Source organism: Pseudomonas lopnurensis (assembly GCF_015070855.1).
In the GTDB taxonomy this organism is placed as follows: Bacteria; Pseudomonadota; Gammaproteobacteria; order Pseudomonadales; family Pseudomonadaceae; genus Stutzerimonas; species Stutzerimonas lopnurensis.
In genome coordinates, this window is sequence record NZ_JADDIX010000031.1 from 17,754 (window position 1) to 42,065 (window position 24,312).

Below are 24,312 nucleotides of genomic sequence, written 5' to 3' on the forward strand. Positions count from 1 at the left end.
ATTCTTGACCCAAGAGGAATAGTGCAATGAACAGAACCCTTATCGTCGGCTTGAGCATCGCCTTGTTGTTCGGCAGCCCGCTGCTGTCGGCGGCACCGCAGCCCCCCGCCGAAGCGCACCAGGAGCGAGGTGCTCAGGGTGGCGGCAAACAGCAGAGCCGGAGTGAAAGCCAGGGCAGGTCCGGGCAAACGCCGCAAAAGAACACGGCGACGAATCATGCGCAGCAACCGCCGAAGGACTTTTCCTCGGTACACCAGGCCTTCCATGAGCGCCGTGCGCAGATCGGCCGGGGTCCGGCAATTCCGGCTGGCGTCAATATCCAGAAAGGCAAGCCGCTGCCGCAGGGTTATGGCAAGCGACTGGATGCCAAGGCGCTGAACGGTTTGCCGAGCTACCAGGGCTACGAGTGGCGCCGGGTCGGCAGCGATATCGTGTTGGTCGCCGTCACCACCGGCATCGTCTACACCATTTTGCAGGGGGTGCTGAACTGACGTGACGCCGCATGGAAGCCGTCGGCTCGGCACAGCCTTGTCCGCCGAGCCTCCGCCGCAGACTCCGACTCGCCCACTATCGCAGCGCCATGGCTTCCGGCTCCCGCACCGGAGCCTGGAAGCCATCGCCTCAGAAGCGACGCCTCGTTGCCATCGTCGAGGATTGCTCGTAGCCTCGGGCGAACCCGCAATCCCGCTGCCAAGGGCAAGGCGCGTGTCATGCTGCGGGATCAACTGCGGGCGACCGAACAGAGAAGCCATCAACACCCTGGGCAAACAATACGGGGCACGGCGAATCCGCGTATTCGGCTCGGCGGCCAGGGGAGAGAAAAGGCCGGACAGCGATATCGATTTCCTGGTCGACTTCGAGCAGGGCTACGATCTGTTCGCTCAACGACTACCGCTGGCGGAAGGTCTTGCCAAACTGTGCGAACGCAATATCAGCCCGGTGCCGGAACATGAGCTGAACCGATACTTGCGCGATTCCGTCATCGATGAAGCCGTCGAGTTATGAGCAAGCAATGGCAGCAGCTTTGATGACGCTGAGCCAGCCCAGCCCTCCCGCCTGACCAAAAAGGGAACATGCACAAATGAACATGATTGGTCACTCCCGATAGCCCATCATCGATGGGCTTTTTATTGTTCTTGGGTTTTTCTGCCGAATCGGCAAACTGCGAAGACTCACGAAGTCGATAATTGAAACGTCTCGATATCCGCAATTTTCACAGCCAACCGGGAACTGGCCGAACCCTGGCATGGGGTAGAATTGCCGGCATTTACGCCATCAGGACAGGCACCCGCATCGGGTGCCCCAAGGGACTCCGCAATGCCCCTCGCCGCTTATGAAGCCAAAGTGCTTGCTGATGAAGCCGAACTCCGCAAACTCCAGAGCATGAAAATCGGCCTGATGAACGGCCTGCTCACCGGCCGCATCCGCGTCACCCCGCTGCTGGAGTCTGTCCAGCAGCCTGCGGCACAAACGGGAGCCTGATATGTCCCAACGCCTGCCGCCCCGCGAAACCCTCACCGTCGAGTTCAAGAGCGACCGCAAGAAGCTCTCCGATACCGACCTGATCGAGGCACTGATCTGCCTGGCCAACGCCGAGGGCGGTGAGCTATGGCTGGGCGTCGAGGACAACGGCACGCCCACCGGCCTGCATGCCGAGCATCGCCTGTTGGAGGGGTTGGCCGGGATGGTGGCGGCGCGCACGTCGCCATCGCTGTCCGTGCAGGCCGAGGCGGTTGAGGTAGACAGCGTGACGGTAGCGCGCATCCGCGTGCCCAAGGCCCGCGGCGAGGTGGCCACCACTGGCGGTGTTTACCTGCGTCGCCGCGTAAGGCACGACGGCACACCCGAATGCGTGGCCATGCTGCCCCATGAGCGGGCCAGTCGCGCCGCCAGCTTTGGCTTGATCGACGTGTCGGCCCAGCCGGTGGCCGGCGCCACCCTCGCCGACCTCGACCCGCTGGAGCGCGAGCGCCTGCGCCAGGCCGTGCAGCAGTACGGCGGCGACCGCGTACTGCTGGAGCTGGACGATGAAGCCCTGGATGGTGCGCTAATGCTTACCGCCCGCCAGCCGGACGGTTCGCGGATGCCGACCCTGACAGGCCTGCTGCTGGTGGGTCGGGAAACCTCGCTGCGCCAACTGGTACCCACCCATGAATTCGCCTTCCAGGTGCTGGCCCAGCAGGCGGTGCGCTTCAATGAGTTCCGCCGCTTTCCATTACTCAAGGCTCTGGACTGGCTGGAAACCAATTTCCGTCCCTACAACCCAGAGGAAGAATTGCAGGTCGGCCTATTCCGCGTGCCAGTGCCCAAGGTTGATATGGGCGCTTTCCGCGAGGCGGTGGCCAACGCCCTGATCCACCGCGACTATCACCGCCTCGGCGCGGTGCATGTGCGGCTGGAGGACGATGCCCTGGTCGTCAGTAACCCCGGCGGACTGGTGGATGGCGTGACCCTGGCCAATCTGCTTGTCACCGAGCCGCGCCCGCGCAACCCGACCCTGGCGGACGCCATGAAACGCATCGGCGTGGTCGAGCGCTCCGGGCGGGGCGTGGACAAGATCTTTCGCGGCATGCTCAAGTTTGGCCGGCCCGCACCCGATTATGGCTACACCACCGCCCAAAGCGTGGTGCTGCGCCTGCCCACAACCGAGGCGGACCTGGATTTCCGCCGTCTGGTGGTCGAGCACGAGCGCGCCACCAATGCGGAGCTGCCCATCGACAGCCTGATCGCCCTGGCCGCCCTACGCGCGACCAAGCGGGTCACTGCCGATGAGCTGGCCGTTCAAATACAGCGTGATACCGCGAGCGCCAAGCGCACCCTGGAAGCCCTGACCGAAGCCGGACTGGTGGAAGCGCACGGCTCCACCCGAGCACGCAGCTATACCCTGTCGGCTAGTCTGTATCAGGCCGTGGGCGATAAGGCCGCCTATACCCGACAAGCCGGTTTCAGCCCCATCCAGCATGAGCAGATGGTGCTGAGCTATGTGCAACAGCACGGGCAGATCAAGCGGGCCGAAGTGATGGGGCTGTGCCGGTTGTCGACCGACCAAGCTGCCAAGTTGCTGAAAAAGCTGAAGGACAACGGCGCCCTCGTTCAGCACGGCAAGAACCGGGGCGCTGTTTATTTCCTCAACGACGCGGAATGAGCCGGAATGAGCCGGAATGAGCCGGAATGAGCCGGAATGAGCTCTATTGAATGAGGCGCCCAGGCCGGCGACCTGCACGCCAATCTACTGGCTACGCTTGAAACGCGTCATGCCCGACTATGACCAATGCAAGAACTGGCTGGCCGAGCATGGCTCGAAGTGAAGGGAGCTTAGTTCTACCTCGACGACTACCCGTCCGAGTGGGCTGCATTGAGGCCACTGCCCCGAAGATCGCTGCGCGGTGCAACGCAGTATCGGACGGACATTAGGGGATAGACCACAATCTCTAGTAAATCGTGGTCCGTCCCCTAATACCCGCCGCTGCTGCAGGTGCCGACGCCGCTGCACTTCGGCCTGGGCTTCTCCTGGGCGCTGTTCGTGCCCATGCTGGTGATCTACCTGGTCACCTCGCTGGAAGCCATCGGCGACGTCACCGCCACCAGCAAGGCCTCGCGCCAGCCGGTGGAAGGCCCGCTGTGGATGCAGCGGATCAAGGGCGACGTGCTGGTCAACGGCGCCAACTCGCTGCTGGCCGGACGGTTCAACAGCTTCCCCAGCTTGATCTTCGCGCAGAACAACGGGGTGATTCAGCTGACCGGCATCGCCAGCCGCCATGTCGGCCTGTGGATCGCCCTGCTGCTGGTACTGCTGGGCCTGTTCCCGGCCGTCGCCGGGGTGCTGCAGGCGATCCCCGAGCCGGTGCTGGGCGGCACCGCGCTGGTGATGTTCGGCGCGGTGGCCGCCTCCGGCATCAATATCCTCGCCGGCACCCGGCTGGACCGCCGCGCCCTGCTGATCGTCGCGGTCAGCCTGGCCCTCGGCCTGGGCGTGTCCCAGGTGCCGGAGTTCCTCGTCCTTATGCCGCCGGCGCTGCGCACGGTGCTGGAGTCGGGCGTGGCCACCGGTGGCCTCTGCGCCCTGCTGATGAACGGGTTCCTGCCGGAAACCCCGCCCACCGGCAACTGAGGCGCATGCGGCGGGCCGCGCCGCAGCCAGGGCTCGTCTCTCCTCCCGAGCCCAACCTCAACCCGCCATCCGATCAGGCCGCCTGCCAACAGGCGTCACCCGGCCGGATAACCATTCGTCGATTGGCGCATCGCCTGGCTTAACGGCCACCGGCAAATACCAGGAGATGGATGCCCATAACCTTCCATATCCGGCTTTTGCCCACAGATCCTTGCTTTTAAAAATGTATACAAAGAGCTGGCACATGCAGCAATAAATTGTCTACATTGTTCGGCACAAGAACAACAGCGAGAACTCCACCATGACAGTCCCATCCGCAAGCACCCCTTCGGAGAAGCGTCCGGAAGACGAGAACCTCGGTACCGTCGCCAATCTGGCCTACGGCCTGCAACACGTCCTGACCATGTATGGCGGCATCGTCGCGGTGCCGCTGATCGTCGGTCAGGCGGCCGGCCTGTCCTCCGCCGACATCGGCCTGCTGATCGCCGCCTCGCTGTTCGCCGGCGGGCTGGCCACCCTGCTGCAGACCATCGGCCTGCCCTTCTTCGGTTGCCAGCTGCCGCTGGTGCAGGGCGTGTCCTTCGCCGGCGTGGCGACCATGATCGCGATCATCGGCAGCGACGGCGCCGGAGGCATCCCCGCGGTACTCGGTGCGGTGATTGGCGCCTCGCTGATCGGCCTGCTGATCACTCCGGTGTTCTCACGGATCACCAGGTTCTTCCCACCGCTGGTCACCGGCATCGTCATCACCACCATCGGCCTGACGCTGATGCCGGTCGCGGCGCGCTGGGCGATGGGCGGCAACAGCCAGGCGCCGGACTTCGGCAGCATGGCCAACATCGGCCTGGCCGCCTTCACCCTGGCCACCGTGCTGCTGCTGAGCAAGCTCGGCAGCGCCAGCATCTCGCGGCTGTCGATCCTGCTGGCGATGGTGATCGGCACCCTGGCCGCAGTATTCTGCGGCATGGCCGACTTCTCCGGCGTGCTCGATGGCCCGCTGCTGGCGATGCCGTCGCCACTGCATTTCGGCATGCCGGAATTCCACGTGGCGGCGATCCTGTCGATGCTGATCGTGATCATCGTCACCCTGGTGGAAACCTCGGCGGACATTCTCGCGGTCGGCGAGATCATCGGCACCAAGGTCGACTCCAAACGCCTGGGCAACGGCCTGCGCGCGGACATGATTTCCAGCAGCCTGGCGCCGATCTTCGGTTCCTTCACCCAGAGCGCCTTCGCCCAGAACGTCGGCCTGGTGGCGGTGACCGGGGTGAAGAGCCGCTACGTGGTGGCCACCGCCGGGCTGATCCTGGTCACCCTCGGCCTGCTGCCGGTGATGGGTCGGCTGATCGCCGCGGTGCCGACCGCGGTGCTCGGCGGCGCCGGCATCGTGCTGTTCGGCACCGTGGCGGCCGCGGGCATCCGCACCCTGGCGCAGGTCGAGTACCGCAACAACATGAACCTGATCATCGTCGCCACCTCGATCGGCTTCGGCATGATCCCGATCGCCGCGCCGAGCTTCTATCACCACTTCCCGGCCTGGTTCGAGACCATTTTCCACTCCGGCATCAGCTCGGCGGCAATCATGGCGATCCTGCTGAACCTGATCTTCAATCACCTCAAGGCCGGCAACTCGGACCAGCAGTCGGTATTCGCCGCCGCCAGCGAACGCACCCTGCGCTACCAGGACATCGCCGCGCTGCACGACGGCGATCACTTCCACGACGGCAAGCTGTTCGATGCCCAGGGCCACGAGGTGCCGGTGCTCGGCGCCGACGACCACGGCGCGCCGCCGCCCGCACCGCGCACCAACGCCAGCAAGATGGCGGCGGCCAGCACCACCAGTGGTTGATCGCCGTCGCCAATCCCCCTGAAACCGAAACGGCCCGCCGCACCCGCTGCGGGCCGTTTCGTTCGGATGGCCTTCCAGCGCATCGTTGCGGCAACCTCGGCGCCCGGCCGCGAGTCGAATGGCCTATGCTGGCTGGCTCGACCAAGAGGAAGACACCCACATGCGCATCGGTCTGATCGCCGACACCCACGGCCTGCTCCGCCCCGAGGCGCTGGCGACACTGCAGGGCTGCGCGCGGATCATCCACGCCGGTGACATCGGCAAGGCGGCGGTACTCGACGGCCTGCGGGCGATTGCGCCGCTGGACGTCATTCGCGGCAATATCGACACCGACGACTGGGCGATGGCGCTCCCCGAGCGGCTGGACCTGCGCATCGGCGGCTTCGCCATCCACGTCCTGCACGATCTCAAGCAACTGGCTTTCGACCCGGCCGCCGCCGGCATCGACGTGGTGGTCGCCGGCCATTCGCACCAGCCGCGGATCGAGCGGCGCGACGGCGTGCTCTACGTCAATCCGGGCAGCGCCGGCCCGCGGCGCTTCAAGCTGCCGATCGGCCTGGCGCTGCTGCGGCTGGAAAACGCCAGCGCCGACGCCGAGCTGCTGCCCCTCAGCTGACGCCCATGTAGCGCCCGGCGCGGTGGTTGATCGCCAGCACCAGGTTCAGCGCCACCGCGCCGAGCACCGACAACAGCACCTTGTCCGCCGGTACGATGAACACCGCCGCCAGCACGATCAGCGCGTCGATGCCCATCTGGAAGGTGCCGGCGCGCAGGCCGAAACGCTCCTGCAGGAACAGCGCGAGGATGTTCACCCCGCCGAGGCTGGCGCGGTGGCGAAACAGGATCAGCAGGCCGACGCCGATGACGAAGCCGCCGAACACCGCCGCGTAGACGAGGTCGAGCGCGGCGAAGCGCACCCATCGAGGCGTCAGCTCGGCGAACAGCGATACCAGCCCCACCGCGCAGACGGTGCGCAGGGTGAACGCCCAGCCCATGCGCCAGATCGCCAGGGCATAGAACGGCAGGTTGAGCAGGAAGAAGGCCGGACCGAACGACCAGCCGGCCAGGTACTTGAGCAGGAAGGCCAGCCCCACGGTGCCGCCGGTCAGCAGCCCGGCATGGCTGTAGAAGGCGATCCCGAGGGCGACCAGGGCGGTGCCGGTGAGCAGCGCCAGGCCGTCTTCCCACAGCGGGTGGCGGACGAAAATCGCGGCGACGCGCTCGGCTTGCGCGGCTTCGGATTCGGTTGGTTGCATCGGGGTGGTCTCGTTACGGCAGCGGCGGGTAGGATGGAACAGGCCGCGCACAGCGCACTGGGCGCGGATCAAGGCATGGCTAAGCGGGTCAGCGTCGTTCCCAGGTTTCGAAGCGATAGGCCGGGGCATCGCCCTCGGCCGGATGCGCCTGGCTCGCGACACGCAGCCATTCGGCCTCCTGAAACTCAGGAAAGAAGGCGTCGCCGTCGGGAGCTGCATCGATACGCGTGAGATACAGGCGTTGCGCGCGCTCCAGCGCCTGGGCATACAGCTGCGCACCGCCGATCAGCATCAGCTCGTCGACGCCCTGCTCGTACGCCCATTGCTCGGCACGGACCAGCGCAGCGTCCAGGCTGGTGAAGGTTTGCGCGCCTTCGAGCTGAAGATCCGGCTGGCGGCTGACCACCAGATTGAGCCGGCCTGGCAATGGACGGCCGAGCGAATCCCAGGTCTTGCGACCCATGATGATCGGCTTGCCCAGCGTCATGGCCTTGAAGTGCTTGAGATCGGCCGGCAGGTGCCAGGGCATGATGTTGTCACGGCCGATAACATGCCGCTCTGCGAGCGCGGCGATCATGGCGAGGGGGAGACGGGTCTGGTTCATGGCGGCGAGCATAGCAGAGCGCCGGGCCGTCCTGCAGTGCCAGCCGTTCGTCGGCTTCATCAGGCTGCGATGCAACAGGCAGCGCAGCGTCCAAGTCCGGTCACGCAACTGGCTCAGGCTGTGACGTTCCAACCCGAGGAGATGCCGACATGACCCGCAAAAGCACCGCTTCCCTTCGCCGCTGGCTGACCGCCTGCAGCCTGCTGCTGCCACTCGCCGGTTTCGCCGCCCCGGCCGAAAACACCTCGAAGCATGCCGAGCGCGACGAACCGACGCCGCTGGTCATCGCCCACCGCGGCGCCAGCGGCTATGTGCCGGAACACACCCTGGCCGCCTATGCCCTGGCGGTCTTCCAGGGCGCCGACTACATCGAACCGGACCTGGTGATGACCCGCGACGGGCAGATCGTCGCCCGCCACGACAACGAGTTGGGACTGACCACCGACGTCTCGCAGCGCCCCGAGTTCGCCGACCGCCGACGCACCCAGCGGGTCGACGGCGTCACGCTCGATGGCTGGTTCAGCGAGGATTTCACCCTCGCCGAATTGAAGACCCTGCGCGCCATCGAGCGCATCCCGGCGATCCGCCCGGGCAATGCCCGCCTCGACGGCAGCCTGGAAATCCCGACCCTGCAGCAGATCATCGACCTGGTGAAGACCCTGCAGCTCAGCCAGGGCCGGCGCATCGGCCTGTACCTGGAAACCAAGCACCCGACCCACTTCCAGCAGCTCGGCCTGGCCATGGAGCAGCCGCTGCTGCGCATTCTCACGCGCAACGGCTACGTCGGCCGGCAAGCGCCGGTGCACATCCAGTCCTTCGAGGTGGACAACCTCGAAACCCTCAGCCGCCTGAGCCAGCTGCGCCTGGTGCAGTTGCTCGGCTCCGGCCAGCCCTATGACCAGCAGGTCCGTGGCGGCGAGCTGAGCTACGCGCAGATGGCCACCCCGGCGGGGCTGAAAGCGATTTCCCGCTACGCCGCCGGCGTCGGTCCGGAGAAGGGCTACGTCATCCCGCGCGATGCCAACGGCGACCTGGGCGCGCCGACCCGCTTCGTCGCCGATGCCCACGCCGCCGGGCTCAAGGTGCACCCCTACACCTTCCGTGCCGAGAACGCCTTCCTCCCGACCGATCTGCGCAGCAGCGACCAGCCGGCCGAGCGCGGCAAGATCGCAACGGAAATCCGTGCCTTCCTCGACGCCGGCATCGACGGCCTGTTCATCGACCAGCCGGATATCGCCGTGCGCCTGCGCAACGAAAGGTGACGACCAGAAAGGCAATGGGTGGGCCTGGGACGGCCGCCCATTGAGTTACGCTTTGTTGGCGACTTTCTGCAGGTTTTCGTGAATCTTGAACAACACGATCAGCAGTTCGCACCAGACGCGCGTGCCGATCAGGCCGAACACCAGGATGCCCAGCGCCTGGAACAAGGCGCCTGCGAACAGGGTGGCGACGGCACCGACCACCACCGAAATCAGCCCCAGCCAGTAGATCAGCGTGATGATCTTCGGGGTGAGCATAGCGTCGAAGAAAAACAGGTCTTTCATGAAGATTCCTTTTCGAAGGCGTGATGACAGGCCCGAGGCGCCAGCGCCTCTTGCCGATCCGTGGCAGGTGAAACGGCCCTGAGGCCGCCCGATCGCAATCGGAATGCGGATTCTAGCCGTCTGCGCCGCAGCATCCAAGCCTGCCCGGGGCGGGCCGGACGGCACTGCAATTCCCCCGGCCCGCCTCGGCGGGTATGCTCGGGGCTCCGCCCTGCCACGAGACGCCGCGTGACCGATTTTCAGTTGCCCGCCCTCAGCCCCCTCGACCGCCTCTGGCTGACCGAAGCCGTGCGCCTGCGCGAAGAGCATGCCGGGCCGCTGGAGGACGAGGAAGCCAATCGTCAGGCCCGTGCCCTGGGCGGCGACCTGCCGGCCCTGATCGAACACCGCGCGCTCTGGCTGGCACGCCGCGACGGGCTGCTCGAGGCCCTGCGGCATTGGCGCCAGGGCGCGCGGCTGGGCGGCATCGCCCTGGCAGTGCTGGCTATGTTCACCGGCGCCGGCCTGGCCTGGGCGGCACTGGGCGACGGCCAGCGGCCGGTCAACGTGTTCTGGGCGCTGGGCAGCCTGCTCGGGCTGAACCTGCTGACCCTGCTCGGCTGGCTGCTGGGCTTGCTGCTCGTCGGCGACAGCGGTGGCGCGCTGGGACGGTTGTGGCTCTGGCTCAGCGAAAAGCTGGCACGCGACGCCCGCGCCGTGCAACTGGCCCCGGCGCTGCTCGCCGTGCTGCAGCAGCGTCGCCTCGGCCGCTGGCTGCTCGGCCTCGGCGTGCACGGCCTCTGGCTGCTGGCGATGACCAGCGCCCTGCTCACGCTGCTCGCCCTGCTGGCGACGCGGCGCTACGGCTTCGTCTGGGAAACCACCATCCTCGGCGAAAACGCCTTTATCACGCTCACCCAGTCCCTCGGCGCGCTGCCGACGCTGCTCGGCTTCGGCGTGCCGGACGCCGAGCAGATCCGCGCCAGCGGCGCGTTGGGCAGCGGGCTGGAAAACGCCCGGCAGAGCTGGGCCGGCTGGCTGGTCGGCGTGCTGCTGGTCTACGGCCTGCTGCCGCGGCTGCTGCTCAGCGGCCTGTGCCTGTGGCGCTGGCGGCGCGGACGCGCGGCGCTGCGGCTGGATCTGCAATTGCCCGCCTACCGGCTGCTGCGCGAGCGCCTGCAGCCGGCCAGCGAGCGCCTCGGCATCAGCGATGCGGCCCCGGCGCAGCTGCACGCAGCGACCGCCGGCGCACGACTGAATGGCAGCGAGGGTGCCGTGCTGGTGGCCGTCGAGCTGGATGGCAGCCGCCCCTGGCCGCCGGCCCTGCCCCAGGGCGTCGCCGATGCCGGCATCCTCGACGAGCGCGAGCAGCGCCGGCGCCTGCTCGACCAGCTCACGCGCTTTCCGCCGGCGCGCCTGGCCATCGCCTGCGATCCACGGCGCTCGCCGGACCGCGGCACCCTGGCGCTGCTCGGCGAGCTGTCGCGCTGCGCCGCCAGCACCCGCGTCTGGCTGCTGCAGGCACCGCCGGGCGAGGCGCTGGACAGTGCCCGCCTGGAGGACTGGCACCAGGCCCTGGATGCCCTGGGCCTCACACATTCGAGCTGCGCGCCGCTGGGCTGGCTGGAGCACGGCCATGACTGATCATGCGAGCGGCAAGCTTCAAGCCTCGAGCTGCAAGGAAAGAATCCGTAGGGTGGATGACACTCCTTTCGTCCACCGCAACCCATACAGGCGAGGTGGATGGGTAAAGCGTCATCCACCCTACACGGCCAGCCGCAGTCCCGTAGCGATCGCAGGGCGGGTGCAACCCGTCGATGCGGAGTCGCCGTACGCCAGGGTTGGCGGGTTGCACCCGCCCTACGGATTCGGTGGAGGCTTCTTATGAGCGCGCCCCTGAAACTCGCCGTGGTCGGCCACACCAATGTCGGCAAGACCTCGCTGTTGCGCACCCTGACCCGCGACATCGGCTTCGGCGAGGTCTCTCACCGCCCCAGCACCACCCGCCACGTCGAAGGCGCGCGGCTGTCGGTGGACGGCGAACCGTTGCTGGAGCTCTACGACACGCCGGGCCTGGAAGACGCCATCGCCCTGCTCGACTATCTCGAACGCCTGGAGCGCCCCGGCGAACGCCTCGACGGCCCGGCGCGCACCGCACGCTTTCTCGACGGCAGCGAGGCGCGCCAGCGCTTCGAGCAGGAGGCCAAGGTGCTGCGCCAGCTGCTGACCAGCGACGCCGGGCTCTACGTGATCGACGCCCGCGAGCCGGTGCTGGCCAAGTACAAGGACGAGCTGGCGGTGCTCGCCGGCTGCGGCAAGCCGCTCTTGCCGGTGCTCAACTTCGTCGCCCAGCCCGGCCATCGCGAAGAGCAATGGCGCCAGGCCCTGGCCCGCCTCGGCCTGCATGCGCTGGTGCGTTTCGACAGCGTGGCGCCGCCGCTGGACGGCGAGCGGCGCCTGTACGAAAGCCTGGCGCTGCTGCTGGAGCAGGCGCGGCCGAAGCTGCAGCGGCTGATCGACGATCACGAGGCCCAGGCCGAAGCGCGCCAGGCCAGCGGCCAGCGGCTGATCGCCGACCTGCTGCTCGACGTCGCCGCCTGTCGCCGCAGCGTCGCCGCGCAGCCGGAGCTGGAGCGCGGCGCCATTGGCGAACTGCACGATGCGGTGCGCGTCCGCGAACAGCGCTGCGTCGAGGCGCTGCTGCGGCTGTACGCCTTCCGCCGGGAGGATGCCGAGGCCCGTGACCTGCCGCTGCTCGACGGGCGCTGGGGCGACGACCTGTTCAACCCGGAAACCCTCAAGCAGCTGGGCGTGAAGATCGGTGGCGGCATGGCCGCCGGGGCGGCTGCCGGCGCCGGTGTCGATCTGATGGTCGGCGGCATCACCCTCGGCGCCGCGGCATTGTTTGGCGCCCTCGCCGGCGGCGGCGCGCAGACCGCACGGCACTATGGCAACCGCCTGCTCGGCAAGCTCAAGGGCCAGCGCGAACTGACCGTCGACGACGCCGTGCTGCGCCTGCTCGCCCTGCGCCAACGCCAGTTGCTCGCGGCCCTGGCCACCCGCGGGCACGCCGCGGTCGAGGCGATCCGCCTGAACACGCCGCAGGACCAGACCTGGCGCGAGGGCAAGCTGCCGGAAGCCCTGCAGCGTGCCCGCGCGCACCCCGAATGGTCATCACTGAACCCCGCCGCCCGCCTGCANGGACGGCGAACGCCAGATGGCGCTCGACGCGCTGCAGGCGGAACTGCGCGATTCGGTTACGTAGGGCGGGTGCAACCCACCGATCGTGCGGGATGCCAGCTCCATATCGGCGGGCTTCACCCGCCCTACACCTGCAAACCGTAGGGTGGGCTTCAGCCCACCATTTCACCCGGTCGCCGCGCCGCGCTGCCGTCCGCCACCGGCGAGCGGCCGATGCGCAAGGTGCACAGCGTCGCCGCCACGATCAGCAAGCCGCCGGCCCAGCCCATCGGCTCGAGCCGCTCGCCCAGCCAGAGCCCGGCGATGATCGCGCCGAACAGCGGCTCGGAGCCCATCAGTAGCGATACCCGCGTCGCGCTCGTGCGCCCGAGGGCGAGGTTCTGCGCATAGAAGGCGAACAGAGTGGCGAACAGCACCAGATACAAAGCCGCGGACCAGAACGCCGTGCTTTGTGGCAATGCCGGCAGGCCGTCCGGCATGGCCAGCCCGAGCAGCAGGCAGCTCGTGCCGACCACCCCGCTCTGCACAGCCGTCAGCGCCAGCGGCGGAATCGCCCGATCGGCGGTGAGCCGACGGGTCAGGCATACCAGCAGGGCCCGCAACAGCGCCGCCAACAACATCAGGCCATCGCCGAGGTTGAGCGCCAGCTCGGGGCCCCCGGTCAGCAACCAGACGCCCGTCAGCGACAGGCCGCTCGCGAGCCACAACCCGCCGCCGGGACGCTGGCGCAGCAGCGCCCACTCCACGAACGGTGTGATCACCACGCACAGGCTGATCAGGAAGGCCGCGTTGCTGGCGCTGGTCAGCAGCACGCCGTACATCTCGCAGAGGAAGATCGCCAGCATTACCAGCCCCAGCGGCACGCCCGGACGCAGCGCGCGACGCCCGGCGCCGCGCAGCTGCGGCAGCAGGATCAGGAACGTCAGGCCGAAACGGATCGCCAGGAAACCCAGCACCGGATAGAACAGCAGCGCCTGCTTGGCCACCGCATAGCTGCTGCCCCAGATCAGCGCCACCATCAGCAGCATACCGTCGGCCAGCCACAGCCCCCGCTTCATTGCGCCTTTCATCATCCGCCCCCGGCTCAATGATCAGACGCTGATTGTCGGACCTGCCGCAGCGATCGATAATCCGGCGAAACAGCACAGGACCTGTTCCGCATGGGAACGAATGACAGCACAGCCCTGCTGCCCTACATGGCGGTGTTCGTGCGGGTGGTCGAGGCCGGCAGCTTCTCCGGTGCCGCGCGCTTGCTCGGCAGTACCCCTTCGGCCGTGAGCCGCCAGGTGGCGCGGCTGGAGCAGGCATTGGCGCTGCGCCTACTGGAACGCACGACCCGCCAGCTGCGCCTGAACGAGGCCGGAGCGGAGTTCTATCAGCATTGCCGGACCATGCTGGAAGCGGCGGAGGCCGCCGTGGCCATTGGAGAGCGACTGATGAGCAGCCCGCGCGGGCTGGTGCGCCTCAGCGTGCCGAAGGCCTACGGCAAGTTCGTCGTCAGCCCGCTGATGCCGGGGTTCCTGCAGCGCTACCCGGACGTCGACGTGCAGCTGCGGATCGACGACCGCAGCCCGGACCTGATCGAGGACGGCTTCGACCTGCTGGTACAGGTCACCGACAACCCACCCGAGGGCCTGGCCGGCAAACCGCTCGGGCCGGTGCGCCAGCTGCTCTGCGCCAGTCCCGAATACCTGCAGCGCCACGGCGAGCCGCAGCACCCGCAGGACCTGCTGCGTCACAGCTGTCTATATCTGGGAGAAACGGCCGGAGACAATCGCTGGCACCTGCGCCGCGGCGACCAGCAGGAAACGATCACGGTGCACGGTCGCTATATCAGCAACCACAGCGAAGCCCGGCTGCAGGTGGCGCTGGCGCATCTGGGCATCACCTGCCTGCCACACTTCACCGCCGCCGCCGCGCTGGCCGACGGCCGTCTGCGCGAGGTGTTGCCCGAATGGCGCTACACCGGCTCGTACCAGGGCGCGGCCTGGCTGCTGTGGCGGCAGAACCGCCACCTACCGCCGAAACTGCGCGTGCTGATCGACTACCTGAGCGAGGCGCTGGCGCCGGCTTGAGCGGCAATCGAAACGGTTCGGAAGGCCCGGCCTATGCGGGCGTGCCTATTGCTGCTCCGGTGGGCACCCGCTGCCTTTGTGGAAGACCCGGCCCGGGGCGATGCTCTTGAAGCCGTAGGGTGGGCTTCAGCCCACCGCGCGGGGTGGCATGCTCCAAAGGGGGGGCTGGTGGGCTGAAGCCCACCCTACATGCTGAAGAGGCGCCGCCCTAGGCACGCGCGCCTCAGCGCTCCTTGCTACCCTCGACTTCCTCGGCCATGCGCGCCAGGCCCAGGTGGCGCACGTCGGTGCCGCGCACCAGGTAGATCACCAGTTCGGCGATGTTGCGCGCATGGTCGCCGATGCGCTCCAGCGAGCGTAGCGCCCAGATCACGCTGAGCACCCGGGAGATCGAGCGCGGGTCTTCCATCATGTAGGTGACCAGTTCGCGCAGGGCGGTCTTGTATTCGCGGTCCACGGTCTTGTCGTACTGCGCCACCGACAGCGCCAGTTCGGCATCGAAGCGGGCGAAGGCGTCCAGCGACTCCTGCACCATCCTGCGCACCTGGTCGCCGATGTGGCGCACCTCGACGTAACCCTTGGGCGACTCGCCCTCCTCGCACAGCTGGATGGCGCGGCGGGCGATCTTGGTCGCCTCGTCGCCGATGCGTTCGAGATCGATCACCGACTTGGAGATGCTGATGATCAGGCGCAGGTCGGAAGCCGCCGGCTGGCGGCGGGCGAGGATGCGTACGCATTCCTCGTCGATGTTGCGCTCCATCTGGTTGATCTGGTCGTCGATCTCGCGCACCTGCTGGGCCAGGCCGGAGTCGGCCTCGATCAGCGCGGTGACCGCGTCGTTGACCTGCTTTTCCACCAGCCCGCCCATGGCCAGCAGGTGGCTGCGCACCTCCTCCAGCTCGGCGTTGAACTGCTGGGAGATGTGTTGGGTGTGGTTGTCTTTGTTCATGGTTCGCTCCGCGAAAGCTGCAAGCTTCAAGCTGCAAGCTTCAAGTTGTTCTCCGGGGTCACTCTTGCCGCTTGTGGCTTGCAGCTTGCCGCTGCTCTTAGCCGTAACGCCCGGTGATGTAGTCTTCGGTCTGCTTCTTCGCCGGGTTGGTGAACAGCGTATCGGTATCGCCGTACTCGATCAGCTTGCCCATGTACATGAACGCGGTGTAGTCGGAGACCCGCGCGGCCTGCTGCATGTTGTGGGTGACGATGACGATGGTGTACTTGGCCTTGAGCTCGTAGATCAGTTCCTCGACCTTGAGCGAGGAAATCGGGTCGAGTGCCGAGCTCGGCTCGTCGAGCAGCAGCACTTCGGGCTGCACGGCGATGGTCCGGGCGATCACCAGGCGCTGCTGCTGACCGCCGGAGAGGCCCAGCGCCGATTCGTGCAGGCGGTCCTTGACCTCGTCCCACAGCGCCGCGCCCTTGAGCGCCCATTCGACGGTCTCGTCGAGCACGCGCTTCTGCTTGATGCCCTGGATGCGCAGGCCGTAGACCACGTTCTCGTAGATGCTCTTGGGGAACGGGTTGGGCTTCTGGAACACCATGCCGACCCGGCGGCGCAGGTCGGCGACGTCCTCGCCCTTGCGGTAGATGTTGTGGCCGTCGAGATTGATCGCGCCCTCGATGCGGCAGCCGTCGACCAGGTCGTTCATGCGGTTGAAGCAGCGCAGCAGGGTCGACTTGCCGCAGCCGGACGGGCCGATGAAGGCGGTCACGCGCTGCCTGGGGATGTTCATGCTGACGTTGTACAGCGCCTGCTTCTGCCCGTAGAACAGGCTCAGCTCAGGCACCTCGATGGCCACCGGCTCGCTGGCCAGGTCCAGGCTGCGCTTGTCGCGTCCGAGTGCGGAAATATCGATGGAATGGGTAGTCGGTTGCATGTGCTCACTCCGTTCGCAGCTGCAAGCTGCAAGCTACAAGCCGCAAGCTCAAGCCGGCGCGCCTCACTCTTCTTGAGGCTTGCCGCTTGAAGCTTGCAGCTGCTGTTTAATGGTCCAGCGCTTTGTATTTCTCGCGCAGGTGGTTACGGATGTAGATCGCGCTGAAGTTGAGCGTGGCGATCACCAGCACCAGCAGCAGCGCCGTGGCGTATACCAGCGGCCGCGCCGCCTCGACGTTGGGGCTCTGGAAGCCGACGTCGTAGATATGGAAGCCCAGATGCATGATCTTCTGATCCAGATGCAGGTAAGGGTAGTTGCCGTTGAGCGGCAGGTTCGGTGCCAGCTTGACCACGCCGACCAGCATCAGCGGCGCCACCTCGCCGGCGGCGCGGGCCACGGCGAGGATCAGGCCGGTCATCATCGCCGGGCTGGCCATCGGCAGCACCACCTTCCACAGCGTCTCGGACTTGGTTGCGCCGAGGGCCAGCGAACCCTCGCGGATCATCCGCGGGATGCGCGCCAGGCCTTCCTCGGTGGCGACGATGACCACCGGCAGGGTGAGGATCGCCAGCGTCAGCGAGGCCCACATCAGGCCGGGGGTGCCGAATACCGGCGCCGGCGCGGCTTCGGGATAGAACAGCCGGTCCAGCGAGCCGCCCAGCACGTAGACGAAGAAGCCCAGGCCGAACACGCCATAGACGATCGACGGGACGCCGGCAAGGTTGTTCACCGCGATGCGGATGACGCGGGTGAGCAGGCCCTGCTTGGCGTATTCGCGCAGGTAGACCGCGGCGATCACGCCGAACGGAGTGACGATCACCGCCATGATGAGGGTCATCAGCACGGTGCCGAAGATCGCCGGGAACACACCGCCTTCGGTATTGGCCTCGCGCGGCTCGGCGCTGACGAACTCCCACAGCTTGGCGAAGTAGAAGCCCAGTTTGTCCAGGGTCGACATGGCGTTCGGCTGGAAAGCGCGGACCACCTTGCCCAGGGTGATTTCCTGCTCGCGGCCATCGGCGGTGCGCACGACGATGCTGTCGCGGTTGAACTGCTGCTGCAGGGCGACCAGTTTCGCCTCCAGGCCCTGGTATTCGGCGTCCCACTGGGCGCGCTCGGCATCCAGTTCCGCCTGGGCCGCGGCATCCAGCCGGTCGTCCAGTTCCAGTTTGCGGGTCTTCAGGCGCAGGCGCTCCAGGCCGTGGTTGATGCGGCCGATCTCGACCTTCTCCACCCGAGAGATCTGCGCGTGCAACTGGTCGACGCGCTCGATACGCCGCTGCAGTTCGGCCCAGGCGCCCTCGCCTTCGGCGACCAGTTGCCCGGCTTCCTTCACGCTCAGCAGATAACCGTAGAAGTTGCCCCATTCGCGACGCTCGAGGACCATCAGCTCGGCGGGTTTGCGCGGCTCGCTCAGCCACTCGCCGACGATCCAGGAGAAATCGGCGCCGTAGACTTCGCGATTGCCGACCTTGAGCAGCTCGCGGGTCATGAATTCGCCGCCTTCGACGTTCACCGGCAGGCCGCTGGCCGCCAGCCGCGCGCGCGGCACCTCCTCGGCCTGCACCACCTCGCCGGCCAGCACGCGCGGCTCGTCGCCGGGCACCTGATACTCGGCGACGATCACATCGGCCGGCCAGAAGTGCGCCAACCCGCGCACGGCAATCACCGCCAGCAGACCCAGGGTCATGATCACCGCGATGGACACCGCACCGGCGTTCATCCAGATCCAGGGTGTACCGCTCTTGACCCAGGTGTTCAACGAATCCTTTTTCACGGATCGATACCTTTTTGCGAAATCTCGTCGCGGCCGCTGGCGACCGCGCTAGCGCCCGCCCGCAGGCGGGCCTCGTTTACAGGCTGGCGTACTTGCCGCGCAGGCGCTGGCGGATCAGTTCGGCCAGGGTGTTCATCACGAAGGTGAACATCAGCAGCACCAGGGCAGCGAGGAACAGCACGCGGTAATGGGTGCCGCCCACCTCGGATTCGGGCATTTCCACCGCGACGTTGGCGGCCAGCGTGCGCATGCCTTCGAAGATGTTCACTTCCATGATCGGCGTGTTGCCGGTGGCCATCAGCACGATCATGGTCTCGCCCACGGCGCGGCCCATGCCGATCATCAACGCCGAGAAAATGCCCGGGCTGGCGGTCAGCAGCACCACGCGGGTCAGCGTCTGCCAGGGCGTGGCACCGAGGGCCAGCGACCCCAGGGTCAGGCTCCGGGGTACGCTGAACACCGCATCCTCGGCGATCGAATAGATGGTCGGGATCACCGCGAAACCCATCGCCAGGCCGATCACCAGGGCGTTGCGCTGGTCGAACGGAATGCCCATCTCGTTGGACAGCCACAGGCGCATGTCGCCGCCGAAGAACCAGTTCTCCAGGTGGCCGCTGATCTCCAGCGAGCCGAAGCCGACCAGCAGGATCACCGGGATCAGCAGCACCGCTTCCCAGCCGTCCGGCACCGCCAGGCGCACGCCTTGCGGCAGCCGGCTCCAGGTCCAGGCGGCGAAGAGGATGCCGACCGGCATCAGCAGCAGCAGGCTGAAGATGCCCGGCAGATGGTTCTCCAGGAACGGCGCGAGGAACAGCCCGGCGAAGAAGCCGAGGATCACCGTCGGCAGCGCCTCCATCAGTTCGATCACCGGCTTGACCTTGCTGCGCAGCGAGGGCGCCATGAAGTAGGCGGTGTAGAACGCCGCGCAGATCGCCAGCGGCGCGGCCAGCAGCATCGCGTAGAACGCCGCCTTGAGCGTACCGAAGGCCAGCGGCGCGAGGCTCAGCTTGGGCTCGAAGTCGCTGTTGGCGGAGGTCGACTGCCAGACGTAGTCGGGTTCCGGATAGCTCTCGTACCAGACCTTGCCCCACAGCGCACTCCAGGAGATTTCCGGGTGCGGGTTGTCGATCACGAAGCGCTGCAGGCCCTGGCCCGACTCCACCAGCAGGCGGGTGGCGCGCGGCGACAGGGCGGCCAGCGCGGCACCGTCGGCGACCTGTTGCGTGACCAGCGTGCGATGCGCGGTGCTGTGGAAGATGCCCAGGCGGCCGCCGTCGTCCAGGGCGAGAAAGCCCTTGCGGCGCTCTTCCGGCAGGATCTGGCGGATCGGGCTGCTGCCCAGCTGGAAGTTGCGCACGTTCTTCAGTTCGGCCTGGCCATCGGCGCCACGCACCATGAACCACTGGCCGATGGCGCCCTTGGAGTCGCCGACCATCAGCGAGATACCGCCCAGCAACGGGCTGACGCTGGTGATTTCGCTGTTGTCGCCGACCAGCTTGTAGCGGCCGTTGAGCTGCTTGCGGCGCAGGTCGAAGACATCCGCGCTGGCCTTGCCGCTGACCGCGTAGAGCCACATCTGCCGCGGATCGACCAGCAGCTTGCGGATCGGCTCGGCCAGTTGCGGCAGGTTCAGGCGCTCCTGCTCCAGGCTGACTTCGCCGGTCAGCAGGTTCTCGCTGCTGGCGATGCGTTGGGCATGCAGCGAGGTGCCGGTGGCACCGGCGACCAGCAGGGTCTTGCCGTTGAGGCTGACGGCCGCCTGCTCGATCGGACGGCCTTCGGGATCGAGCTGCAGCGGCTCGTCGCCGAAGGGATAGGCGAGTTCCGGCGTGATGGTCTTCTGGTTGTTCGGGTAAGTGATCCGGTAGTTGTGTTCGACCACCAGCGCCTGGCCGTTGTCCAGGCCCAGCACCAGCCGGCGCGTGCCGGGCGTGTCCTGGCCCACCGAAACGATATGGCTACCGGCGGGCAACGGCAGGGCCCTGCTGGCCAGCAGTGCGCCGTCGCGAAGGCCGAAGAAGCGCGCCTGGCCGTCGCTGCCCAGGCGCAAGGCCACCTGGTTCTGTTCCTCGATGGCCAGCAACAACGGCTCGCCGGCGTCGGCCAGCCAGGCCGGTTGCTGGGCCGCGCGGGCCTCCAGCTCGGCGCCCTGGAACATGGGCAGTACGACCTGCGCCAGGTAGAAGAAGATCAGGGTAATGGCGCCCAGCACGGCCAGGCCGCCGACGGACACGTACCAGCGCGCCAGGTGGTCTTTCAGCGCACGGATACGGCGCTTGCGCTTGAGCGCCGGCGTATTGAAGTCCAGCCGTTGCACATCGGAATTCGCGGTCATGTTCTCTATGTCGTTCATGCCAGGGTTCCTGGGCCTGAAGCGGCCCTTCGGGACGCCTAATCTAGTTCAGCCGTGTGACAGAAAAATTACAGCGAGGTGACGCGCCGAAGCCCGCCAGCGCGAACCGCGTGGCGGGCATCTGCGCGAGGCCGGCGTGCACGCCGCCGGCCGTTGCGCGAGCCTTAGAACCTGTTTACGATTTCGCGAGCTAGAGTCCTGCAAGGCAAAAACAGGCGAGGAAGCGGAGTTTACGAGTGTAAATGAGCATTCCGAGCCTGTTTTTAACGCAGCAGGGCCGACGCGCAGCAGATCGTAGGCAGGTTCTTAGAGACCCAGGTCCTGCAGGGTCTTATCCACCACCTTCTTCGGCAGCGGGATGTAGCCGTCCTTGACCACCACGTCCTGGCCCTGCTTGGAAAGCACCAGCTTGAGGAACTCGGTGTCGATCGGGCTCAGCGGCTTGTTCGGCGCCTTGTTCACGTAGACGTAGAAGAAGCGCGCCAGCGGGAACTTGCCGGCCAGGGCGTTCTCTTCGCTGGCCTCGAAGGCTTCGCCGCCCTTGGACAGCGGCACGGCACGGACGCTGGAGGTCTTGTAGCCGATGCCCGAGTAACCGATGGCGTTCAGGGTGCTGGAGATCGACTGCACCACCGAGGCCGAGCCCGGCTGCTCGTTGACGTTGGATTTGAAGTCACCCTTGCACAGGGCTTCTTCCTTGAAGTAGCCGTAGGTGCCGGACACCGAGTTACGACCGAACAGCTGGATCGGCTTGCTCGCCCACTCGCCGGTCAGGCCCAGCTCGCCCCAGGTCTTGATGTCCTGCTCGCCACCGCACAGGCGGGTGCTGGAGAAGATCGCGTCGACCTGCTCGATGTCCAGCGACTTGATCGGGTTGTCCTTGTGCACGAACACTGCCAGGGCGTCGATGGCCACCGGCACGGCGGTCGGCTTGTAGCCGTACTTCTCTTCGAAGGCCTGGATCTCGTTGTCCTTCATCGGGCGGCTCATCGGGCCCAGGTTGGCGGTGCCTTCGGTCAGCGCCGGTGGTGCGGTGGAGGAACCAGCCGCCTGGATCTGGATGTTGACGTTCGGGTAGCTGCGCTTGAACTCTTCGGCCCACAGGGTCATCAGGTTGGCCAGCGAGTCGGAACCGACGCTGGAGAGATTGCCGGAAACCCCGGACGTCTTCTCGTAGTTCGGCAGCGCCGGATCTACCGCGGCAACCGCGCTCGCGGTGCCCACGCCAGCGGCAACGAAGGTCAGGGCCGCCATCAAACGATTCAGTTTCATACCATGCTCCTAGCAGGTGTGTGCTCGAGTGTGTTGGAACGGGGGCCAGTATCTGCAGGCCGTATGAACACTCTATGAAACCAGTGTGACAATCTGGTGACGGCGGGCAAAACACGGCTGCGCCGGTCGCTGCCTGGGTACGCAGCCGTTATACTCGGCCCTCGCCCGCCCTAGCGCAGGCTTTTCGCGCCAGAAAAACAATCGCCGCGAGTCCGACCGATGAAAGAATACGAACAGGAAGATCCGATCCCCCAGGGCGACCTGGCCCTGCAGCTCACCGCCTTGCCGCGGGAGACCAACGGTTTCGGCGATATCTACGGCGGCTGGCTGGTCTCGCAGATGGACCTGGCCGGCACGGCCATGGCCAGCCGCGTGGCGGCCGGGCGGGTGGCGACGGTGTCCATCGACCGCATGGCCTTCATGGTGCCGGTGGCGGTTGGCGCGCAGCTTTCCTTCTACACCCAGACGCTGGAAGTCGGTCGCAGCTCGATTCGCATGCTGGTCGAGGTCTGGAGCGACGACCCGCTGTCCAGCGAATGGCGCAAGGTCACCGAGGCGGTCTTCGTCTTCGTCGCCATCGACGGCAGCGGCCGCACCCGGCCGGTAGCGCCGCGGCGCTGACCGACGCCCGGTTCGAGGTGAAGAACCCGGCCACGATCGGCCCGCCGTTCCGGGTGCCTATGGCGTTTGGGGTTGCGGCAGGCCGGGTGAGCACCGAAGATCCTGACTACCTGCACCGTTGGATGTATCCGTGACCGCCCTTCTGCTCGCCCTCTGGCCCCTGTTCGCCCTGATCGTCGCCGGCTATTTCCTGCGCCTGCGCACGTTTCCCAATGAAGCCTTCTGGCCCGGCGCCGAACGCCTGAACTACTTCATTCTGTTTCCCGCCCTGCTGTTCAGCAGCCTGGCCAGCGCGCCGCTGGACAACCCCGCCCTGCCGCGGCTGGCCGCCGCCGTGATGCTCGCGCTGGGCCTGGCCTGGGGCGCCCTGCTGATCTTCAAGCGCCTGTGCGGCTGGCCGGCGGCGCGCTTCGGCGCGCTCACCCAGGGCGCCCTGCGCTTCAATACCTACCTGGGGCTGGCGGCGGTCGGCAGCCTGTTCGGCAAGGAAGGCCTGGCGCTGGCGGCGTTGATGCTGGCGCTGATGGTGCCGACGGTGAACATCATGTCGGTCTGGGCGCTGACCGCCGAGCGCGGCGTCAGCATGCGTTCGCTGCTGCTACCGATCATGAAGAATCCGCTGATCCTCGCCTGCCTGGCCGGTGCGCTGGTCAATCTCTCCGGTCTCGGCCTGCCCGGCGGCAGCGATCGCCTGCTCGGCCTGCTGGCCGCCGCCAGCCTGCCGCTGGGCCTGCTCTGCGTGGGCGCGGCGCTGAAGCCGCAAGAGCTCGGCGGGGAGATTCCGGCGCTGGGCTGGAACAGCGCATTGCGGCTATTGGTGGTGCCGTTGCTGGCCTACGCCGTGGCGCGCCTGCTCGGCCTGCCGGAGATGGAAACCACCATCCTGGTGCTGTTCTTCGCCTTGCCCACCGCCCCCACTGCCTATGTCCTGACGCGCCAGCTCGGCGGCGACAGCCACCTGATGGCCGGCATCATCACCCTGCAGACCCTGCTGGCCGCGGCGAGCCTGCCGTTGCTGTTGATGCTGCTGAACGGCTGATGCCGTTTCAGCGAACCACCTGGGACTTGAGCAGCCGCAGCAGGCCAACGGCGATGGCCACGCCGAGCGCCAGCAGGACCAGCATCGGCCCCGGATGCCCGACCAGTTCCTGCAACCACACCAGTCCCTGACGCACCACGGCGATGCCGAAGCGCATGCGCCCGGTGTCCTCGACGAGATAGGCGCCCTGCTGCCAGATCTCGTAGGCCGCGTGCAGCGGCAGCAGCGCCAGCGGCAGTAGCAACAGGCACAGCCAGTAACCGGTACGCCGTCGTGGGCCCAGCAACCCCCAGGGCTGGTAGAAAGCGCGGATCAGCTGGAAGAAACAGAACGAGTAATAGGCCGTCAGCAACACGAAAAAGCCGCTGCCCAGCGATGGCTCGGCCAACGCCGCAAGGATCGTGACGCCGCCCAGCAGCAGGCTGAGCAGCGCCCAGGCCGCGAAGAATATGCTTTTCATTCCCTGTCCTTCACCGTCGGTTCGCGGCAAATGCACATCGGAACAGAAATTTCCGGGCGATACGCTCAACCGCTTCACGGAAACAGGGTGAAGCGATCGGCGTTTCCAGTGATGGTGCCCGGGACGCCATTGCTTCGTGATGGCTCGCTCGGTGTGCGGAGCGCACCCTAGGTCGCCTGCCTCATCAGCATCCGTTGGAACATTCTGAGTACGTTGGGTTGAGCAGCGAAGCGACGAAGCCCAACACGCTCGTGCCGATCCCTGTTGGGCTTCGCTGCGCTCAGCGCCAACCTACCC

21 protein-coding genes and 2 pseudogenes are annotated in these 24,312 nt (G+C 66.8%); 13 read left to right on the forward strand and 10 right to left on the reverse strand.

Annotated features, from left to right (window positions below; translation table 11 throughout):
- Nucleotides 1-26 precede the first annotated feature (26 nt).
- The 7 genes and pseudogenes from IN820_RS06425 (at nt 27) to IN820_RS06455 (ending at nt 6,576) form a co-directional block, all read left to right on the forward strand.
- Nucleotides 27-491 carry an anti-virulence regulator CigR family protein gene (locus tag IN820_RS06425; RefSeq protein ID WP_193680180.1) on the forward strand — a complete coding sequence of 155 codons (465 nt, stop codon included), beginning with the start codon at nt 27-29 and terminating at the stop codon, nt 489-491.
- Nucleotides 492-705: 214 nt separating this feature from the next.
- A complete protein-coding gene (locus tag IN820_RS06430; protein WP_207793521.1) occupies nt 706-1,005 on the forward strand; it encodes a nucleotidyltransferase family protein in 300 nt (99 codons plus the stop codon).
- Between the two features lie 312 nt (nt 1,006-1,317).
- Nucleotides 1,318-1,482 (forward strand): hypothetical protein, encoded by a 165-nt coding sequence (locus IN820_RS06435; protein WP_193680181.1) that lies wholly within the window; start codon nt 1,318-1,320, stop codon nt 1,480-1,482.
- A gap of 1 nt (nt 1,483) precedes the next feature.
- On the forward strand, nt 1,484-3,145 hold the full coding sequence (locus IN820_RS06440) for an ATP-binding protein (protein WP_193680182.1): 1,662 nt from the start codon (nt 1,484-1,486) through the stop codon (nt 3,143-3,145).
- A 321-nt stretch (nt 3,146-3,466) separates the two neighbouring features.
- Nucleotides 3,467-4,111, forward strand: a pseudogene (locus tag IN820_RS06445) (solute carrier family 23 protein); the annotation flags it as partial.
- 301 nt (nt 4,112-4,412) lie between these two features.
- Entirely contained in the window at nt 4,413-5,960 is a 1,548-nt protein-coding gene (locus IN820_RS06450) for a nucleobase:cation symporter-2 family protein (protein ID WP_193680183.1), read from the forward strand.
- A 160-nt stretch (nt 5,961-6,120) separates the two neighbouring features.
- Nucleotides 6,121-6,576, forward strand: a complete 456-nt coding sequence (locus IN820_RS06455) for a metallophosphoesterase family protein (RefSeq protein ID WP_193680184.1) — start codon at nt 6,121-6,123, stop codon at nt 6,574-6,576.
- Here IN820_RS06455 and IN820_RS06460 read toward each other — a convergent pair.
- Both IN820_RS06460 and IN820_RS06465 read right to left on the reverse strand, forming a co-directional pair.
- Nucleotides 6,569-7,216: a YitT family protein gene (locus tag IN820_RS06460; RefSeq protein ID WP_193680185.1), complete on the reverse strand. Its 648-nt coding sequence runs from the start codon at nt 7,214-7,216 to the stop codon at nt 6,569-6,571. The genes IN820_RS06455 and IN820_RS06460 overlap by 8 nt on opposite strands.
- An 88-nt stretch (nt 7,217-7,304) precedes the next feature.
- Nucleotides 7,305-7,820 (reverse strand): dihydrofolate reductase, encoded by a 516-nt coding sequence (locus IN820_RS06465; protein ID WP_193680186.1) that lies wholly within the window; start codon nt 7,818-7,820, stop codon nt 7,305-7,307.
- Between the two features lie 149 nt (nt 7,821-7,969).
- On the opposite strand from IN820_RS06465, the gene IN820_RS06470 reads away from it, so the two are divergent.
- Nucleotides 7,970-9,082 (forward strand): glycerophosphodiester phosphodiesterase, encoded by a 1,113-nt coding sequence (locus IN820_RS06470; protein ID WP_193680187.1) that lies wholly within the window; start codon nt 7,970-7,972, stop codon nt 9,080-9,082.
- Between the two features lie 45 nt (nt 9,083-9,127).
- Here IN820_RS06470 and IN820_RS06475 read toward each other — a convergent pair whose 3' ends face one another.
- Nucleotides 9,128-9,364 carry a DUF4282 domain-containing protein gene (locus IN820_RS06475; RefSeq protein WP_193680188.1) on the reverse strand — a complete coding sequence of 79 codons (237 nt, stop codon included), beginning with the start codon at nt 9,362-9,364 and terminating at the stop codon, nt 9,128-9,130.
- Between the two features lie 228 nt (nt 9,365-9,592).
- Here IN820_RS06475 and IN820_RS06480 point away from each other — a divergent pair, with 228 nt between their 5' ends.
- Entirely contained in the window at nt 9,593-10,987 is a 1,395-nt protein-coding gene (locus tag IN820_RS06480; RefSeq protein WP_328822081.1) for a DUF2868 domain-containing protein, read from the forward strand.
- A gap of 240 nt (nt 10,988-11,227) precedes the next feature.
- Nucleotides 11,228-12,608, forward strand: a pseudogene (locus tag IN820_RS06485) (GTPase/DUF3482 domain-containing protein).
- Nucleotides 12,609-12,696: 88 nt separating this feature from the next.
- Here the strand turns inward: IN820_RS06485 and IN820_RS06490 are convergent.
- Entirely contained in the window at nt 12,697-13,602 is a 906-nt protein-coding gene (locus IN820_RS06490) for a DMT family transporter (RefSeq protein ID WP_193680189.1), read from the reverse strand.
- 102 nt (nt 13,603-13,704) lie between these two features.
- Between IN820_RS06490 and IN820_RS06495 the strand changes: the two genes are divergently transcribed.
- On the forward strand, nt 13,705-14,619 hold the full coding sequence (locus tag IN820_RS06495; RefSeq protein ID WP_193680190.1) for a LysR family transcriptional regulator: 915 nt from the start codon (nt 13,705-13,707) through the stop codon (nt 14,617-14,619).
- Between the two features lie 223 nt (nt 14,620-14,842).
- On the opposite strand, the gene phoU is transcribed toward IN820_RS06495, so the two are convergent.
- The 5 genes from phoU to IN820_RS06520 all read right to left on the reverse strand — a co-directional run bounded on the left by phoU (nt 14,843) and on the right by IN820_RS06520 (nt 21,895).
- Nucleotides 14,843-15,568 (reverse strand): phosphate signaling complex protein PhoU, encoded by a 726-nt coding sequence (phoU, locus tag IN820_RS06500; protein WP_193680191.1) that lies wholly within the window; start codon nt 15,566-15,568, stop codon nt 14,843-14,845.
- 97 nt (nt 15,569-15,665) lie between these two features.
- Nucleotides 15,666-16,493: a phosphate ABC transporter ATP-binding protein PstB gene (gene pstB / locus IN820_RS06505; protein ID WP_193680192.1), complete on the reverse strand. Its 828-nt coding sequence runs from the start codon at nt 16,491-16,493 to the stop codon at nt 15,666-15,668.
- A gap of 106 nt (nt 16,494-16,599) precedes the next feature.
- Entirely contained in the window at nt 16,600-18,216 is a 1,617-nt protein-coding gene (pstA, locus tag IN820_RS06510) for a phosphate ABC transporter permease PstA (RefSeq protein ID WP_193680224.1), read from the reverse strand.
- 130 nt (nt 18,217-18,346) lie between these two features.
- A complete protein-coding gene (locus tag IN820_RS06515; protein ID WP_193680193.1) occupies nt 18,347-20,623 on the reverse strand; it encodes an ABC transporter permease subunit in 2,277 nt (758 codons plus the stop codon).
- 306 nt (nt 20,624-20,929) lie between these two features.
- Nucleotides 20,930-21,895 carry a phosphate ABC transporter substrate-binding protein PstS family protein gene (locus tag IN820_RS06520; protein ID WP_193680194.1) on the reverse strand — a complete coding sequence of 322 codons (966 nt, stop codon included), beginning with the start codon at nt 21,893-21,895 and terminating at the stop codon, nt 20,930-20,932.
- A gap of 219 nt (nt 21,896-22,114) precedes the next feature.
- On the opposite strand from IN820_RS06520, the gene IN820_RS06525 reads away from it, so the two are divergent.
- Nucleotides 22,115-22,516, forward strand: a complete 402-nt coding sequence (locus IN820_RS06525) for an acyl-CoA thioesterase (protein WP_193680195.1) — start codon at nt 22,115-22,117, stop codon at nt 22,514-22,516.
- Between the two features lie 118 nt (nt 22,517-22,634).
- Nucleotides 22,635-23,555 carry an AEC family transporter gene (locus IN820_RS06530; protein WP_193680196.1) on the forward strand — a complete coding sequence of 307 codons (921 nt, stop codon included), beginning with the start codon at nt 22,635-22,637 and terminating at the stop codon, nt 23,553-23,555.
- Between the two features lie 7 nt (nt 23,556-23,562).
- Here the strand turns inward: IN820_RS06530 and IN820_RS06535 are convergent, their stop codons facing one another.
- Nucleotides 23,563-24,015 (reverse strand): hypothetical protein, encoded by a 453-nt coding sequence (locus IN820_RS06535; RefSeq protein WP_193680197.1) that lies wholly within the window; start codon nt 24,013-24,015, stop codon nt 23,563-23,565.
- Nucleotides 24,016-24,312: the final 297 nt, after the last annotated feature.